We start from the raw sequence: 15605 nt of genomic DNA on the forward strand, positions 1-15605 counted from the left end.
TGAAACCTGTTCCATGCACCTGCTGTCCACGCGCCCCGGCGGCTTCGTCGAGGACGAGAGCATCGTCACCCGCCTCGACCAGACGCCGGCCGACATCGTCATCCTGAGCTCGGCCGACACCACGCTGGCCCTGCTGTCCTCGGCCGTGGCCGCGCTGGCCGGGGCGTCGGCGGACTTCCCCTCGGTGCGGCTGGCCAATCTGCTGTACCTGCGCCAGCCGGCCTCGCTGGACCTGTATGTGGACGAGGTGCTGCGCCATGCGCGCGTGGTCATCGTGGACCACCTGGGCTCGGAGTCGGCCTGGCCCTACGGCATCGAGCAGATCGGCTCGCTGGCGCGCCGCAAGGGGCAGCGCCTGGCCATGTTCTCGGGTGACCTGCAGGAAGACCCGCACCTGCTGGCGCGCAGCACGCTGCCGGCCGCCGCCTGCCGCCAGCTGTGGCAGTACCTGCGCTCGGGCGGCGCGGCCAATGCGCGCGAATTCCTCAAGGCCACCGTCTACCACGGGCTGGACCGGGGCGATGCGCCGCTGCCGCCGCGCACCCTGCCGCAGGCGGCTGTCCACGTTCCCCCGGCGCTGTTCGCTGCCAGGAGCCATGCCCAGGCCCAGGTCCATGCCCATGACGTGGCCGGCATCGACGACCTGCAGCACGCCTGGACGCCGGGCGCGCCCACGGTGGCCCTGGTGTTTTACCGCTCCCACCTGCTGGCCGGCAACACGGCAGCCTTCGACGCCATGGCCCTGTCGCTGCAGCAGCGCGGCATGAACCCACTGCCCGTGGCGCTGGACTCGCTCAAGGACCCGCTGTGCCTGGCCACGCTGCGCCAGCTCTGCGAAGACCATGCCGTGCAGCTGGTGCTCAACACCACGGCGTTCTCGGCGCTGGAATCGGGCACGGCCCTGGCCGGTGATGCGCCCGTGCTGCAAGTCATTGCCAGCGGCGGCAACCGCGAGGACTGGTGGGCCGACAGCCAGGGCCTGCGCCCGCGCGACATCGCCATGCAGGTGGTGCTGCCCGAGATGGATGGCCGCATCATCACGCGCGCCATCAGCTTCAAGGGCCTGTCCCACCGCTGCGCCTTCACCCAGGCCGACGTGGTGGCCTACCAGCCCGAGCCCGACCGAGTGGACTTCGTGGCCGACCTGGCCTGGCGCTGGTGCCGCCTGCGCAGCCTGCCCGCGCGCGACAAGCGCCTGGCCCTGGTGCTGGCCAACTATCCGGGCAGCGAAGGCCGCATCGGCAGCGGGGTGGGGCTGGATACGCCGGCCTCGGTGATCGCCATCCTGCAGCACCTGGCGGCCGAAGGCCATGAGCTGGGCGACCCCGCGCAGCTGCCCGCCGATGGCCAGGCGCTGATGTACACCCTGCAGCAGGGCATTGCCAACGACCCGGCCCAGTGGCCGCTGCGCCCGGCCTGGCAAAGCTATGCGCTGGACGAGTACCTGGCGCGCCTGGCCGCGCTGCCGGACGGCATGGCCGACGCCATCACGGCGCGCTGGGGCGCGCCCGAGGCCGACCCGCTGCTGCGCCAGGGCCGCTTCATGATCGCGGGCCTGCGCCTGGGCCATGTCTTTGTCGGCATACAGCCGGCGCGTGCATTGGTCGGTAAAGGCATGGGCGCGCAGGACTATGCGAGCTACCACGATGCCGAGCTGGTGCCGCCCCACGGCTACCTGGCCTTCTACTTCTGGCTGCGCGACCGCTTTGCCGTGGACGCCATGGTCCACGTGGGCAAGCATGGCAACCTCGAATGGCTGCCGGGCAAGAGCCTGGCGCTGTCGGGCGCGTGCTGGCCCGATGCCATCCTGGGCCCGCTGCCCCATCTCTACCCCTTCATCGTCAACGATCCCGGCGAAGGCGCCCAGGCCAAGCGCCGCAGCCAGGCCGTGATCATCGACCACCTGATGCCGCCGCTGACGCGCGCCGAAAACCACGGCCCGCTGCAGGACCTGGAGCGCCTGGTGGACGAGTACTACGACGCCCTGCTGGTCGATGCGCGGCGCGGCGCGCTGCTGCGCCGCCAGATCCTGGACATCGTGCGCCGCCAGCACCTGGACCAGGAGCTGGACCTGGCGCCCGGTGCCGCGCAGGACGACGATGCCGTGCTCGAACGCATAGACGCCTACCTGTGCGAGCTCAAGGAAACCCAGATCCGCGACGGCCTGCATGTCTTCGGCGCATCGCCTCAAGGGCGCCAGCGCCGCGACACGCTGCTGGCGCTGGCGCGCTTCCCGTCGGACGAAGGCCAGGGCCTGATACAGGCGCTGGCCGCCGACCTGCTGGACAGCCCCGGGTTCGACCCGCTGCGCATGGAGCCCGCACGCCCCTGGACCGGCGCGCGCCCCGCCGCACTGCAGGCCGTGAGCGACGAGCCCTGGCGCCATGAAGGCGACACGCGCGAGCGCCTGGAACTGCTGGCGCAGCAACTGCTGGAAGGTGAGGCCCCGGCCGGTGACTGGCCGCAGACGCGCGCCGCACTGGAACAGGTGCATGCCGTGCTGGCGCCCGCGCTGGATGCCTGCGGCGGCGAGGAACTGCGCCAGCTGCTGCGCGGCCTGCAGGGCCGCTTCGTGCCGCCCGGGCCCAGCGGCTCACCCTCGCGCGGGCGGCCCGACGTGCTGCCCACGGGGCGCAATTTCTACACGCTGGACACGCGCGCCATTCCCACCCAGGCCGCCTGGGAGCTGGGCCAGCAGGCCACGCTCAGGCTGCTGGAGCGCTATCTGCAGGAGCATGGCGAGTACCCGCGCACCCTGGGCCTGTCGGTCTGGGGCACGGCCACCATGCGCACGGGCGGCGACGACATCGCCCAGGCCTTTGCGCTGATCGGGGTGCGCCCCAAATGGGCTCCCGGCAGCCAGCGCGTGGTGGACTTCGAGGTGGTGCCGCGCGTGGGCATGGGCCGGCCGCGCGTGGATGTCACGCTGCGCATCTCGGGCTTTTTCCGCGATGCCTTCCCGGGCGCCGTGCAGATGTTCGACGCGGCCGTGCAGGCCGTGGCCGCGCTGGATGAGGACGCCGAGGACAACCCCATACGCGCGCGCATCCTGGCCGAGGCCGAACAGCTGCAGGCGCAGGGCATGGACGCCGTGCAGGCCCGCCTGCAGGCCGGCTGGCGCGTGTTCGGCGCGCCGCCCGGCCACTATGGATCGGGACTGGGCGGACTGTTCCAGAGCGGTGATTGGCAGGGCGATGCCGACCTGGCCCAGGCCTACCTGGGCTGGAGCCAGCACGCCTACGGCCAGGACGCCGAGGGCGTGCCCGCAGGCGATGCGCTGCGCCGCCGCCTGGGCGAGCTCGACGTGGTGGCCCACAACCAGGACAGCCGCGAGCACGACATCCTCGACTCGGGCGACTACTTCCAGTTCCAGGGCGGCATGGCCTCGGCCGTGCGCCACCTCTCGGGCCGCCAGCCCGCGCTCTACCACGGCGACCATGCCAACCCGGCCCAGCCGCGCGTGCGCTCGCTCAAGGAGGAGATTGCGCGCGTGGTGCGCTCGCGCGTCACCAATCCCAAGTGGATGGACGGCGCCAAGCGCCACGGCTACAAGGGCGCCTTCGAGATGGCGGCCACGGTGGACTATCTCTTCGGCTTCGACGCCACCACGCAGCAGGTGGGCGACCACCAGTACGCCCTGGTGGCCGACGCCTATGTGCTGGACGCGGCCACGCGCGACTTTCTCGTGCAGCACAATCCGCAGGCCCTGCGCGACATGCTGGAGCGCCTGCTCGAAGCCATGCAGCGCGGCCTGTGGGAGCAGCCCGGCGACTATCGCCAGCAGCTGGAAGACCTGCTGCTGGAACATGAAAACCATCTCGAAGGATTGCGCGGATGACCGCATCTCCTGACCTGGGCAGCGGCGCCCAGCCCGCGCTGCCGCCGCTGTTTCCCTTTGCCGCCATTGCCGGCCAGCCCCTGCTGTGCCAGGCGCTGCTGCTGGCCGCCATCGACCCGCAACTGGGCGGCGTGCTGATCGAGGGGCCGCGCGGTACGGCCAAGTCCACGGCCGCGCGCGCGCTGGCCGAGCTCATCGATGCCGCGCCCTTCGTCACGCTGCCGCTGGGCGCCTCGCTGGAGCATCTGGCCGGCTCGCTGGACCTGGGCCAGGCCATGGCCGGCCATGCACTCAAATTCGCGCCCGGCCTGCTGGCGCGCGCCCATGGCGGCGTGCTCTATGTGGACGAGATCAACCTGCTGCCCGATGCCCTGGTCGATGTGCTGCTGGATGCGGCCGCCAGCGGCGTCAACGTGGTCGAGCGCGACGGCATCTCGCACCGCCACGCGGCGCGCTTCGTGCTGGTGGGCACCATGAACCCCGAGGAAGGCCAGCTGCGCCCGCAGCTGCTGGACCGCCTGGGCCTGTGCGTGCGCCTGGCCAATGTGGAGGATGCGGCCCAGCGCCAGGCCATCGTGCGCGCGCGGCTGCTGTTCGATGCCGACCCGGCCGCCTTCCGCGCCCGCCATGCAGACGCCCAGGCCGCGCTGGCCGCGCAGCTGCGCACGGCACGCGAGCGCCTGCAGCCGGCCGGCGCGCTGCCCTGGTCCGACGCGGTGCTGCAGGCCGCGGGCACGCTGTGCATTGCCGCCCAGGTGGACGGCCTGCGCGCCGACCTGGTGCTGCTGCGCGCCGCCCGCGCCTGGGCCGCCTGGCTGGGCGATGCCGAGGTCACGCCCGACCATGTGCAGGCCGTGGCCGAGCTGGTGCTGGTGCACCGCCGCAAGCCGGGGGCGCCGCAGCCACAGCCGCAGCCGCAGCCGCAGCAGCCATCCCCACAGCAAGCGCCATCGAATCCGCCTTCGCAGTCGCCGGCACAAAGCCGGCCGCCTGCAGAATCCACGGCCAACGGCGCAGGCGACAGCCCGCCCTCCGAGGCTGACTGGGGCGCCATGCCGCCCGAGCCCGTGGGCCTGCTGCGTGTCGCCGTGCCCTCATTGCTGGCCCGCGAGGCCGCAAAGGCGGGAGCGCACGCCACAAAAAAAGCCTGAGCCCCCGCGGCCCCGCGCCACAGGCAAGGGCTGCGGGGGCGGGCCAGCAGGCGACCGGCCAGCCCCGGCTGGCCCAGGCGCAAGGCGGGCCGCCCACCGGCAGCTGGGACTGGCCGCGCACGCTGGCCGCGCGCGGCGCCCAGGCGCTGGCGCCTGAACATCTGCAGCGCCGCCGCGAGCCGCCCCAGGCCACGCGGCTGCATTGCTTTGTGCTCGATTGCTCGGCCTCCATGGCCGGCAGCGGCGCACTGGCGCGGGCCAAGGGCGTGCTGCTGTCGCTGATGGAAGAGGCCTACCGCCGCCGCGAGCAGGTGGCGCTGATCTGCTTTGCGGGCACGCGCGTGGAATTGCGCCTGCCGCCGCGCAAGGCAGCGGCCTGGAATGACGACTGGATCGCTCCCATTGGCGGGGGCGGCGGCACGCCGCTGCAGGCGGCCGTGGAGCAGGCGGGCCAGTTGCTGCAGCGCCATTGCGGCGCAGACGCCTCCTGCCAGGGCTGGCTGTGGCTGCTTACCGACGGCCGCACGCGCGAGCGGCCTGCGCGGCCTGCGGCGGCCCAGGAGGCAGGCATCGTGGACTTTGAATCAGGCCGCGTGCGCCTGGGCCGGGCCGCTGCGCTGGCCGCTGCCTGGGACGCACGCCATGTGCGGGCCGATGATTTCGCAGGCTGATCTGCGGCTCTGACGAGGTCAGGCCGGCCAGCTCAGCTCGAACAGCGCGCCGCCACGCTCGCCCGGCAGGCACTGCGCCCGCCCGCCGTGGGCCTGCGCAATGGCCTGCACCACGGCCAGGCCCAGTCCGCTGCCGTTGCCTGCACCCACGCTGGCATTCCTTCGGCTGCGGGCGCCTTCACCGCGCTGGAAGGCGTCGAAGATGCGCGGCGCAAGGTCGGCCGCCACGCCGGGGCCGCTGTCTTCCACGCGCACGGTGCACAGGCCGTGGCGCACGCGCGCGGCCACCAGCAGCGGGCCAGGCTGCGCGTACTGCATGGCGTTTTCCAGCAGGGCCAGCAGGGCCTGGCGTATGCGCACGGGGTCGCAGACCACGGGCTGGTCATCGAGCTCCATCGCCAGCTGCAGGCCCGCCTGCTCCAGCGCCGGTCCCACGGCCAGGGCCACCGAGCGCACCTCGCCGGCCAGGCAGGTCTGGCGCAGCTGCAGTTGCAGATGGCCGTTTTCCTGCAGGCCCAGCAGGCGCAGGTCGTCGATCAGGCGGGTCAGCCCCTCGACCTGGGTCATCAGGCTGGCCAGCATGTCCTTGCTGGGCAGGAAGACGCCGTCGGACAGCCCCTGCAGCCGCCCGCTGAGGATGGTCACGGGCGTGCGCAGCTCATGGGCGATGGCCGCGCTCCAGAAGGCGCGCTCCTGCGCCATGCCTTCCAGGCGCCGGGCCAGGCTGTTGAAGTCGTGCACCAGCTGCGCGGCCTCGTGCAGCGCGCTGTCGTCCGTGCTGGCGCGCGCCGACAGGTCGCCCTCGGCCAGCTGGCGCAGGCTGATGGCCACCGAGTCCAGCGAGGGCAGGATGCGCCGCGACAGCCGCGTGGCCACGAAGATGGCAATCAGCATGGCCACCACCAGGGTCAGCAGCACCCAGGCCAGCTCCACGCTGGAGGGCATCCAGCCGTCGGAGACGCTGGCCGGGTGAAAGGTCAGCAGCAGCGCATAGAAGGCGTACGAGCCCAGCACGCACAGCACCACCACGGCCAGCGTGACGGCCGACATGGTCAGCACCACCTGCCGGCGCAGCCCGGCCGCTGCGCTCATGGGTCCATCCCCAGCCGGTAGCCCACGCTGCGCACGCTGTCGGGCATGCCCTGCAGGCCCAGGCCTTCGAGCTTCTTGCGCAGCTTGCTGATGTGGCTGTCCACGGTGCGCTCCAGCGTGTGGCCTTCGGGCAGGCAGCTCAGCAGCAGTTCGGCGCGGCTGAACACGCGCCGGGGCGAACGCACCAGGCTGGCCAGCAGGTTGAATTCGGTCACGGTGAGTTCGGGCACATGCGTGGCGCCCTGCACCTGCACGCTGACCTCGCGGCTGTCCAGGTCCACGCGAAAGGGGCCGGCCTGCAGCAGCTTGGTATCGCGGAGCCGGCCCTGGCCGCAGCGGCGCAGCACGGCCTGCACGCGCGCCACGACCTCGGCCGCGTTGAAGGGCTTGCCCACGTAGTCGTCCGCGCCAATGCGCAGGCCGATGAGCTTGTCCACGTCCTGGTTGAGGGCGGTGAGCATGATGACGGGCGTGTCGCCGCGCCGGCGGATTTCGGACAGCACCTGCCAGCCGTCGAGGCGTGGCATCTGCACGTCGAGAAGTACGAGATCGGGTTTCAAGTGGTGGTGCAGTTCAAGGGCCTGCTGGCCATCGGCGGCATGCACGGTGCGCAGGTCGCTGCGGGCCAGGTAGGCGCACAGGATGTCTGCGATCTCGGGCTCGTCCTCGGCAACGAGGATGAGCGATGTCGATGGCTGGAAAGGCAAGGGCTGGGCAATGATAGAAGCCATTTTGGGGTCGCGGCGGGGGCTGTGTTCATCTCCATCGTTCTTCCACATTTCCCGGGCCGAAATGCCATCGAAAGAACGCAAGCTGTTTCCCTGTGCCGCCGCAATTGGCCGGCATGCGAAACAAATCCCTGAATATGAAGTCACAGCGGCAATGCCGTATGAGCGGGTGGGAGAGCTGTTAGCTTTGCAGCGGCTCCATGGATGAATGGCCCTGGCGGCAACACGCCGCAGGCCGAAGCCGCACCGGCAGGAGTTTCCTCCATCCCCATGCCTCCTGGCAATCTGGATTTGCATCCGGATGGCCCCTCAGATGTGTCGGCGCCAGGCGCCGTATTTTTTCCGCAGCGCGCCCTGGCGTGCATTGAAAACCAGACCTCGCGTCCATGCCACAGTTCTTCATTCATCGGCCCGTCTTTGCCTGGGTCATCGCGTTGTTCATCGTGCTGCTGGGCGTGCTTGCCATTCCGCAATTGCCGATCTCGCGCTATCCCACGGTGGCGCCGCCCACGGTGAGCCTGTATGCCACCTATCCGGGCGCCACGCCCAAGACGCTCAATGACTCCGTGGTCTCGCTGATCGAGCGCGAGCTGTCCAGCGTCCGCCACCTGCTGTACTTCGAGTCCTCGGTGGACACCTCGGGCTCGGCCGAGATCAAGGCCACCTTCAAGCCCGGCACCAACCCCGAGCTGGCCCAGGTGGATGTGCAAAACCGCATCAAGGCCGTGGAGCCGCGCCTGCCGCAGGCCGTGCGCCAGAACGGGCTGCAGGTGGAGTCGGCCACGTCGAGCTTTCTGCTGCTGGTGGGCCTGATCTCGCCGGGCGGCGAGTTCGACGAGCTGGCACTCAATGACTACATGGCGCGCAGCATCGTGGAGGAGTTGCGGCGCATCGAGGGCGTGGGCCGCGTGCAGCTGTTCGGCACCGAGCGCGCCATGCGCGTCTGGGTCGATCCGGCCAAGCTGATCTCCTACGGGCTGTCCATGGGCGACCTCACCCAGGCCATCCAGCAGCAGAACATGCAGATCGCCCCGGGCCGCGTGGGCGATGCGCCCATCGCCCCGGGCCAGCGCGTGACCACGCCGCTCACCGTGCAGGGCCAGCTGACCTCGCCCGAGCAGTTCGCGGCCATCGTGCTGCGCGCCAATGCCGACGGCTCCCGCCTGGTGCTGGGCGACGTGGCGCGCGTGGAGCTGGGCGCGCAGTCCTATGCCTTCTCCAACCGCGAGGATGGCAAGCCCGCCACCAGCGCCGCCGTGCAGCTGTCGCCGGGCGCCAACGCCGTGCGCACGGCCGCCGCGGTGCAAAAGCGCATGGCCGAGCTGGCCTCCATCCTGCCGCGGGGCATGGAGCACACCATCTCGTTCAATACCGCGCCCTTCGTCAAGATCTCCATCGAGAAGGTGGTGCAGACCCTGGTCGAGGCCATGGTGCTGGTCTTCCTGGTGATGTACCTGTTCCTGCAGAACCTGCGCTACACGCTGATCCCGGCCATCGTGGCGCCCGTGGCGCTGCTGGGCACCTTCGCCGTGATGCTGGTGGCGGGCTTTTCCATCAACGTGCTGACCATGTTCGGCATGGTGCTGGCCATCGGCATCATCGTGGACGACGCCATCGTCGTGGTCGAGAACGTGGAGCGCCTCATGGCCGAGGAAGGCCTGTCGCCGCGCGATGCCACGCTCAAGGCCATGAAGGAGATCACGGGCGCCATCATCGGCATCACCCTGGTGCTGACGGCGGTGTTCATCCCCATGGCGTTCGCCAGCGGCTCGGTGGGCGTGATCTACCAGCAGTTCACGCTGTCCATGGCCGTGTCCATCCTGTTCTCGGCCTTCCTGGCCCTGAGCCTGACACCGGCGCTGTGCGCCACCTTGCTCAAGCCGGTGGCGGCGGGCCACCATCAGAAGAAAGGCTTCTTCGGCTGGTTCAACCGCGGCTTCGAGCGGCTGACGAACCGCTACGAGGCCCATGTCACGGGCCTGGTCCGGCGTACGGGCCGCATGATGCTGCTGTTCGCGGCCATCGTGGCCATCCTGGTGTTTGCGCTGCGCCAGCTGCCATCGGCCTTTCTGCCCGAGGAAGACCAGGGCTACTTCATGGCGTCCATCCAGCTGCCGGCCGATGCCACGGCCGAGCGCACGCTGGACGTGGTCAAGCGCTATGAGGAGCATGTGGCGCAGCGCCCCGGCATCGCCTCCAGCATCTCGGTGCTGGGCTTCAGCTTCGCGGGCTCGGGCCCGAACGCGGCCATGGCCTTCACCACGCTCAAGGACTGGGACCAGCGCAACGGCGCCACGGCAGGCGAGGAAGTCTCGCTCGCGCAAAAGGCCATGGAACACGCGCCCGAGGGCGCCATCATGGTGCTGCAGCCCCCGGCCATCGACGAGCTGGGCACCTCCTCGGGCTTCACCATGTACCTGCAGGACCGCACGGGCCAGGGCCATGCCGCGCTCAAGTCGGCCACCGACCAGTTGCTGGCGCTGGCCGGCAGCAGCAGCGTGCTGGGCTCGGCCTACCAGGACAGCCTGCCCTCGGGCACCAGCGTGCGGCTGGAGATCGACCGCCAGAAGGCCCAGGCCCTGGGCGTGGGCTTTGCCGCCATCAGCGAGACGCTGTCCACGGCCATGGGCTCGCTGTATGTCAACGACTTCCCCAACGCCGGGCGCATGCAGCAGGTCATCGTGCAGGCCGACGCGCCCGCGCGCATGCAGGTCGATGACGTGCTCCGGCTGAACGTGCGCAATGCCTCGGGCGGCATGGTGCCGCTGGCCGAGTTCGCCACGCCCGTGTGGTCGGAGACGCCGCTGCAGCTGGTGCGCTACCAGGGCTTTCTGGCGTCGCGCATCTCGGGCACGCCTGCGCCCGGCACGTCCAGCGGCGCGGCCATGGCCGAGATGGAGCGGCTGGCGGCCCAGCTGCCGCCCGGCTTTGCCGTGGCCTGGACCGGCCAGTCGCTGCAGGAGCGCCAGTCGGCCGCGCAGGCGCCGCTGCTCATGGCCCTGTCCATGCTGGTGGTCTTCCTGGTGCTGGCCGCGCTGTACGAGAGCTGGTCCATCCCGCTGTCGGTGATGCTGGTCGTGCCCCTGGGCCTGCTGGGCGCGGTGGCGGCCGTGCTGCTGCGCGGCATGCCCAACGATGTGTTCTTCAAGGTGGGCCTGATCACCATCATCGGCCTGTCGGCCAAGAACGCCATCCTGATCGTGGAATTCGCCAAGCAGCTGCGCGAGGAGGGCCAGGACCTGCGCGAGGCCGCCATCAAGGCCGCGCGCCTGCGGCTGCGGCCCATCCTCATGACCTCGCTGGCCTTTGCGCTGGGCGTGGTGCCGCTGATGCTGGCATCGGGCGCCAGCGCCGAGACCCAGCACGCCATCGGCACGGGCGTGTTCGGCGGCATGGTCAGCGGCACGGTGCTGGCCGTGTTCTTCGTGCCCGTCTTCTTCGTCTTCGTCCTTGAATGGCAGCGGCGCATCGCCGGGCCGCGCGGCAGCGCGCACCGGCCGCCGCCTGCTGCCGACCCCGGAACCTGAACCATGCCTCTCTGGATCGCGCTCAACGCCCTGTGCTTTCAGGGCCGCCCGCCGGCACAGTCTTTGAATCCCTGCGCGCCACCGGCGCCTGCGAACCCGGCCTGGCAGGCCGGCTCCACCGGTTCCGGGCCGCCAGCGGAGCAGGCCGGCGCCTTCGCACGCGGCGCCGGTGCCACGGTGGCCGGCACGAACGGCCCATGATTTTTATAATGGCGGTTTCGTTCGCCATTGCAGGAGGTATTCGTCCCATGCGCCATTGATGCTGCCGCTGTCCCAGCGGCCCGCTTTTCCCGACCCTGCCCACCGCACGCGCAATGCATGCAAAGCGGCAAGGAACTGCGTTGGCATCCATGAACTGCGATATGACGAATACCACGATCACGCTCGACGGCGTTTCCTGCGTGCTGCCCGATGGCAGCCCCCTTTTCTCCGATCTTTCCGAGACTCTTGACCACCGCCGCACCGGCCTGGTGGGGCGCAACGGCGTGGGCAAGTCGCGGCTGGCGCGCATCCTGGCCGGGCTGGATGCGCCCTCGCAGGGCCGCTGCCTGCGCTCGGGGCAGGTGCTGTACCTGGCCCAGCGCACGGACTGGCATGACCAGCCTTCGGTGGCGGCGCTGGCCGGGCTGCAGCCCGCGCTGGAGGCGCTGGCGCGCATCGAGGGCGGCAGCTGCGATGCCCGGGACTTCGAGCGGCTGGCCGACCGCTGGGATCTGCGCCAGCGCCTGCAGGCCCAGCTGGAGCTGGCGGGCCTGGGTCATCTGCGTGCCGATACGCCGGGCCACGCCCTCAGCGGCGGCGAGGCCATGCGCGTGGCCCTGGCGGGCGCGCTGCTGTCGGGCGCCGACCATCTGGTGCTGGACGAGCCCAGCAACCACCTGGACCGCGAAAGCCGCGAGGCCCTGGCCGCGCAACTGCAGCGCTGGCCCGGTGGCCTGGTCGTGGTCAGCCATGACCGCAGTCTGCTGCAGGGCATGGAACGCATCGTGGAGCTGTCGCCGCAGGGGCTGCGCAGCTACGGCGGCGGCTACGCCTTCTATGCCGAAGCCAAGGCGCGCGAGATGGCCTCGGCGGTGCAACTGCTGGAGCAGCGCAAGCTGGAGCGCCGCCGCGAAACGCAGCAGCTGCGCGAGCAGCAGGAGCGCCAGCAGCGCCGCGAGGCGCGCGGCCGCCGCCAGGGCCAGGAGGCCAACCAGGCGCGCATTCTGCTGGACCGGCAAAAGGAGCGCAGCGAGGCGTCGGCCGGCCGGCTGCGCCGCCTGCATGCAGACACGCGCGAGGCGCTGGACCAGCGCGTGCGCGAGGCGGCGCGCCAGATCGACCTGCAGGCCGGCATCCGCATGCAGGCGCCGCCACCGGCCGGTGCTCCCTGCGACGTGGTGGCGCTGCTGGACGATGTGCTGCTGCCGTTTTCGTTTTCCACGGGGCCGCGCCTGAACCTGTCTCTGTACGGCGGCCAGCGCCTGGCCGTGACCGGTCCCAACGGCTGCGGCAAGACGCGCCTGCTCGATGTGCTGTCGGGCCGCCTTGCGCCCCAGGCGGGCGAGGTGCGCCGCATGCAGGCCTGTGCCTACCTGGACCAGCGCCTGTCCCTGTTGCAGCCCGGGCGCACGGTGATGGAGCAGTTGCAGGACGCCTGCCCCGGCACCCCCGTGGATGTGTTGCGCACGCGCCTGGCCTGGCTCGGGCTGGCGGCCCGGCAGGTGGAGCAGCCTGCGGGCCGGCTCAGCGGCGGCGAGCAGCTCAAGGCTGCCCTGGCCTGCGCGCTGCATGCCGAGCCGCCCGCGCCCCTGCTCCTGCTGGACGAGCCCTGCAACCACCTGGACCTTCCTTCCCTGCAGGCGCTGGAGGGCATGCTGCGCGGCTACGCCGGCACGCTGGTCGTGGTCTCGCATGACGAGGATTTTCTGCAGGCCATCGGGCTGACCGACCGCCTGGTGTGGTCGCCGCAGGGCTGGCGAATGGAGTCCGCCTAGCTTTCCTGCGCTATCAGCGCCTGCAGTGCGCGCACATCGGTCACCAGCAGCGCCTGGCGCCCCTCCTTGCGCAGCAGGCCGCGCCGGGTGAGGGCGCCCAGCTCGCGCGTGACCTGCTCGCGGTTGGTGCTGATCTTGCTGGCCAGCACCGAGTGCGAAGGCACGGGGCAGATGAGGGCCGTGTGCTCGGGCGAGACGCCCGCCTCCCGCGCCAGGCGCAGCAGCTCCATGTGCAGGCGCGTGGGCACGCCGAGGGTGCTCAGTTCCATGACGCGGTCGGTCAGCCGGCGCACCAGGCCGGCCAGGCCCTCCATCATGCGCAGGGCGATGGCGGGCTCGCGCGCCAGCAGGGCCAGGAAGTCCTGGCGCGAGAGGCTGGCCAGCAGCGAAGACTCCAGGGTGACCACATCGGTGGAGCGGGCCTGGCCGTCAATGGCCGCCAGGTCGCCGAAGTGCTCGCCGGGCCCGTAGTCGCGGAAGCTGACCTCGCGCCCGCCCGGCGAGTAGGTGGTGATGCGCACGCGCCCGCTGACCAGGAAGAACACGTCGCTGCCCGTGGAGCAGCGGCTGAACACGGGCTGGCGGGCCTGCAGCGGGCGCCATTCGCAGTCGGCGGCGATGCGGTCCAGGCTGGCGCTGCCCAGGCCCTCGAACAGGGCGATGCCGCGCAGGGCGAAACTGGAGGGCTGGGTGGGGTGGGCCATGGAACCAATAGCGGGCGTAAGGTACAAAGATTCTGGATCGGCCAGGCCCGGCCTAAGTTCCTTCAAGCTGCCGTTCTTCCGGTCTTCTCCTGTCTTCTTCCGCCGTCGGGCGCATCATCGCTTTCCATGGCCCGTGTCCCTCATCCGGCTTTGCCGGCTCTGCCGTCCCTGCGCAGCCTCCACTGGTCCACCGGCCTGGTGCTGTGGACCTATGCGGCGCTGCACCTGTTCAATCACGCCCTGGGCCTGGTCTCGCTGGGCACGGCCGAGGCCGTGCGCGAGCTGGTCCACGGCGTGTGGCGATCCCTGCCCGGCAGCCTGCTGCTCTACGGCGCGCTGGCCGTGCACATGGGGCTGGCGCTGCAGGCGCTGGCGCGGCGGCGCAGCCTGCGCATGCCGGCGCTGGAGGCCGTGCGGCTGCTGCTGGGACTGGGCCTGCCGCTGCTGCTGGCCCTGCACGTGCCGGCCACGCGGCTGGCGCAGGAGGCCTGGGGCGTGGACCCCTCGTATGCGCGCATCGTGCGTTCTTCCTGGAATCCGTCCAGCATGGCCATCCAGCTGCTGCTGATGACGGCCGCCTGGACCCATGGCTGCATGGGCCTGCACATGGCCCTGCGTGCGCGCGGCTGGTGGCGGCGCTGGCAGCCGCTGCTGCTCACGGCCGCCGTGCTGCTGCCCGTGCTGGCGGCGCTGGGCATCGTCTCCATGGCGCGCGAGATCGCGGCGGCCGGCCTGCCAGCGCCGGCCGGCCCCTCGCCCGAGGCATCGCAGTGGCTGCGCGCGCTGACGACCGGGCTGCGCCAGGGCTGGCTGGCCGGCCTGGCCGCGCTGCTGGCCGGCCCCTGGCTGTGGCGGCGCATGCGCCTGCGCGGCGCCCGCCAGGTGCTGCTGCACTATCCGGGCCGCACCGTGCAGGTGGCCCAGGGCATGAGCGTGCTCGAAGCCAGCCGCGAGCATGGCATTGCCCATTTGTCGCTGTGCGGTGGCAGGGCGCGTTGCTCCACCTGCCGGGTGCGCGTGTCCGGCCCGGCGGCCCACCTGCCTGCGCCGGGGCGGGACGAGCGCCTCACGCTGGAGCGCGTGGGCGCGCCGCAGGACGTGCGGCTGGCCTGCCAGCTGCGGCCCACGGGCGATGTGCAGGTGGCGCCGCTGTTCCGCTCGCCGGCAGCCGCCCAGGCCGGGCGGGGCGATGAGCAGCGCGAGGTCCGCGAAGTGCGCGCGGTGGCCATCCTGTTCGTGGACCTGCGCCGCTGGTCGGGCCTGGCCGAGCGGCAATGGCCCGTGGACTTGTCCTGGGTGCTGGACCAGTATTTCGAGCGCGTGGGCCAGGCCGTGCACGACAGCGGCGGCATGGCCAACCAGTTCATCGGCGACAGCGTGATGGCCATCTTCGGCCTGGATACCGACCTGGACACGGCCTGCCGCCAGGCCGTGCAGGCCAGCGCCCTCATCGACCGGCGCATGCAGGAATGGAGCCACACCTTCGAGGCGCAGTTCGGCCAGCCGGTGGATTTCGGCATGGGCCTGCATGCGGGGCGCGCCGCCGTGGGGCGCGTGGGTTTCGAGCACACCACCACCTTCACGGCCGTGGGCGAGGTGGTCAACACGGCCAGCCGCCTGCAGGAATACACCAAGAGCGCCCAGGCGCGGCTGGTGCTGTCGCTGGAGGTGGCGCGCCGCGCGGGCGTGGCCGATGGCCTGGGAGAAGTCCGGCAGGTGCAGGTGCGCGGGCGCTCCGAGCCCCTGCAGGCCCTGCATGTGGCGCGGCCCGGCCTGCAGTGGCCGTGAGCGTGGATGGTGGGCGTGGACAGTGAGCGTGGACATTGAGCGCGGGAACCGGAGAGTTTGCACAAAGCTGTGCGTTTAGGCACTGACGCGCAGGCGGGCGAAGACGAGACTGCAGCCATGCAGAACGCAA

At 71.1% G+C, this 15605-nt stretch carries 10 protein-coding genes; 7 read left to right on the forward strand and 3 right to left on the reverse strand.

Going from position 1 to position 15605, the window contains the following annotated elements:
• Positions 1-13: 13 nt before the first annotated feature.
• The 3 genes from cobN to AC57B5_RS23215 all read left to right on the forward strand — a co-directional run bounded on the left by cobN (position 14) and on the right by AC57B5_RS23215 (position 5660).
• Complete coding sequence (gene cobN, locus AC57B5_RS23205) at positions 14-3838, forward strand: cobaltochelatase subunit CobN (RefSeq protein ID WP_496400430.1); 3825 nt, start codon at positions 14-16, stop codon at positions 3836-3838.
• Entirely contained in the window at positions 3835-4989 is a 1155-nt protein-coding gene (locus AC57B5_RS23210) for a magnesium chelatase ATPase subunit I (protein ID WP_496400431.1), read from the forward strand. The genes cobN and AC57B5_RS23210 overlap by 4 nt, the downstream gene beginning before the upstream one ends.
• A 209-nt stretch (positions 4990-5198) precedes the next feature.
• Complete coding sequence (locus tag AC57B5_RS23215; protein WP_082848303.1) at positions 5199-5660, forward strand: vWA domain-containing protein; 462 nt, start codon at positions 5199-5201, stop codon at positions 5658-5660.
• A gap of 18 nt (positions 5661-5678) precedes the next feature.
• On the opposite strand, the gene AC57B5_RS23220 is transcribed toward AC57B5_RS23215, so the two are convergent.
• On the reverse strand, positions 5679-6752 hold the full coding sequence (locus tag AC57B5_RS23220; RefSeq protein ID WP_013800609.1) for an ATP-binding protein: 1074 nt from the start codon (positions 6750-6752) through the stop codon (positions 5679-5681).
• Positions 6749-7483 (reverse strand): response regulator, encoded by a 735-nt coding sequence (locus AC57B5_RS23225; RefSeq protein WP_016448779.1) that lies wholly within the window; start codon positions 7481-7483, stop codon positions 6749-6751. Before AC57B5_RS23225 ends, AC57B5_RS23220 begins: the two co-directional genes overlap by 4 nt.
• A gap of 383 nt (positions 7484-7866) precedes the next feature.
• On the opposite strand from AC57B5_RS23225, the gene AC57B5_RS23230 reads away from it, so the two are divergent.
• The 3 genes from AC57B5_RS23230 to AC57B5_RS23240 all read left to right on the forward strand — a co-directional run bounded on the left by AC57B5_RS23230 (position 7867) and on the right by AC57B5_RS23240 (position 12983).
• Positions 7867-11007, forward strand: a complete 3141-nt coding sequence (locus AC57B5_RS23230) for a multidrug efflux RND transporter permease subunit (protein WP_496400432.1) — start codon at positions 7867-7869, stop codon at positions 11005-11007.
• A 3-nt stretch (positions 11008-11010) separates the two neighbouring features.
• Entirely contained in the window at positions 11011-11208 is a 198-nt protein-coding gene (locus tag AC57B5_RS23235) for a hypothetical protein (RefSeq protein ID WP_496400433.1), read from the forward strand.
• 149 nt (positions 11209-11357) lie between these two features.
• Entirely contained in the window at positions 11358-12983 is a 1626-nt protein-coding gene (locus AC57B5_RS23240; protein WP_496400434.1) for an ABC-F family ATP-binding cassette domain-containing protein, read from the forward strand.
• Here the strand turns inward: AC57B5_RS23240 and AC57B5_RS23245 are convergent.
• Entirely contained in the window at positions 12980-13687 is a 708-nt protein-coding gene (locus AC57B5_RS23245) for a Crp/Fnr family transcriptional regulator (protein WP_065348165.1), read from the reverse strand. The two genes, AC57B5_RS23240 and AC57B5_RS23245, sit on opposite strands and share 4 nt — an antisense overlap.
• Positions 13688-13813: 126 nt before the next feature.
• On the opposite strand from AC57B5_RS23245, the gene AC57B5_RS23250 reads away from it, so the two are divergent.
• Positions 13814-15475, forward strand: a complete 1662-nt coding sequence (locus tag AC57B5_RS23250) for an adenylate/guanylate cyclase domain-containing protein (protein WP_496400435.1) — start codon at positions 13814-13816, stop codon at positions 15473-15475.
• Positions 15476-15605: the final 130 nt, after the last annotated feature.

The organism is Delftia sp. BGA-UO-ETr-SB1 (genome assembly GCF_059567865.1).

Excerpts from the sequence above, each read along its gene's own strand:
- AC57B5_RS23235 (WP_496400433.1), top strand. The coding sequence starts at position 11,011 with ATGCCTCTCTGGATCGCGCTCAACGCCCTGTGCTTTCAGGGCCGCCCG.
- AC57B5_RS23220 (WP_013800609.1), bottom strand. The coding sequence starts at position 6,752 with ATGAGCGCAGCGGCCGGGCTGCGCCGGCAGGTGGTGCTGACCATGTCG.
- AC57B5_RS23250 (WP_496400435.1), top strand. The coding sequence starts at position 13,814 with ATGGCCCGTGTCCCTCATCCGGCTTTGCCGGCTCTGCCGTCCCTGCGC.
- AC57B5_RS23245 (WP_065348165.1), bottom strand. The coding sequence starts at position 13,687 with ATGGCCCACCCCACCCAGCCCTCCAGTTTCGCCCTGCGCGGCATCGCC.
- AC57B5_RS23225 (WP_016448779.1), bottom strand. The coding sequence starts at position 7,483 with ATGGCTTCTATCATTGCCCAGCCCTTGCCTTTCCAGCCATCGACATCG.
- AC57B5_RS23210 (WP_496400431.1), top strand. The coding sequence starts at position 3,835 with ATGACCGCATCTCCTGACCTGGGCAGCGGCGCCCAGCCCGCGCTGCCG.
- cobN (WP_496400430.1), top strand. The coding sequence starts at position 14 with ATGCACCTGCTGTCCACGCGCCCCGGCGGCTTCGTCGAGGACGAGAGC.
- AC57B5_RS23240 (WP_496400434.1), top strand. The coding sequence starts at position 11,358 with ATGAACTGCGATATGACGAATACCACGATCACGCTCGACGGCGTTTCC.
- AC57B5_RS23230 (WP_496400432.1), top strand. The coding sequence starts at position 7,867 with ATGCCACAGTTCTTCATTCATCGGCCCGTCTTTGCCTGGGTCATCGCG.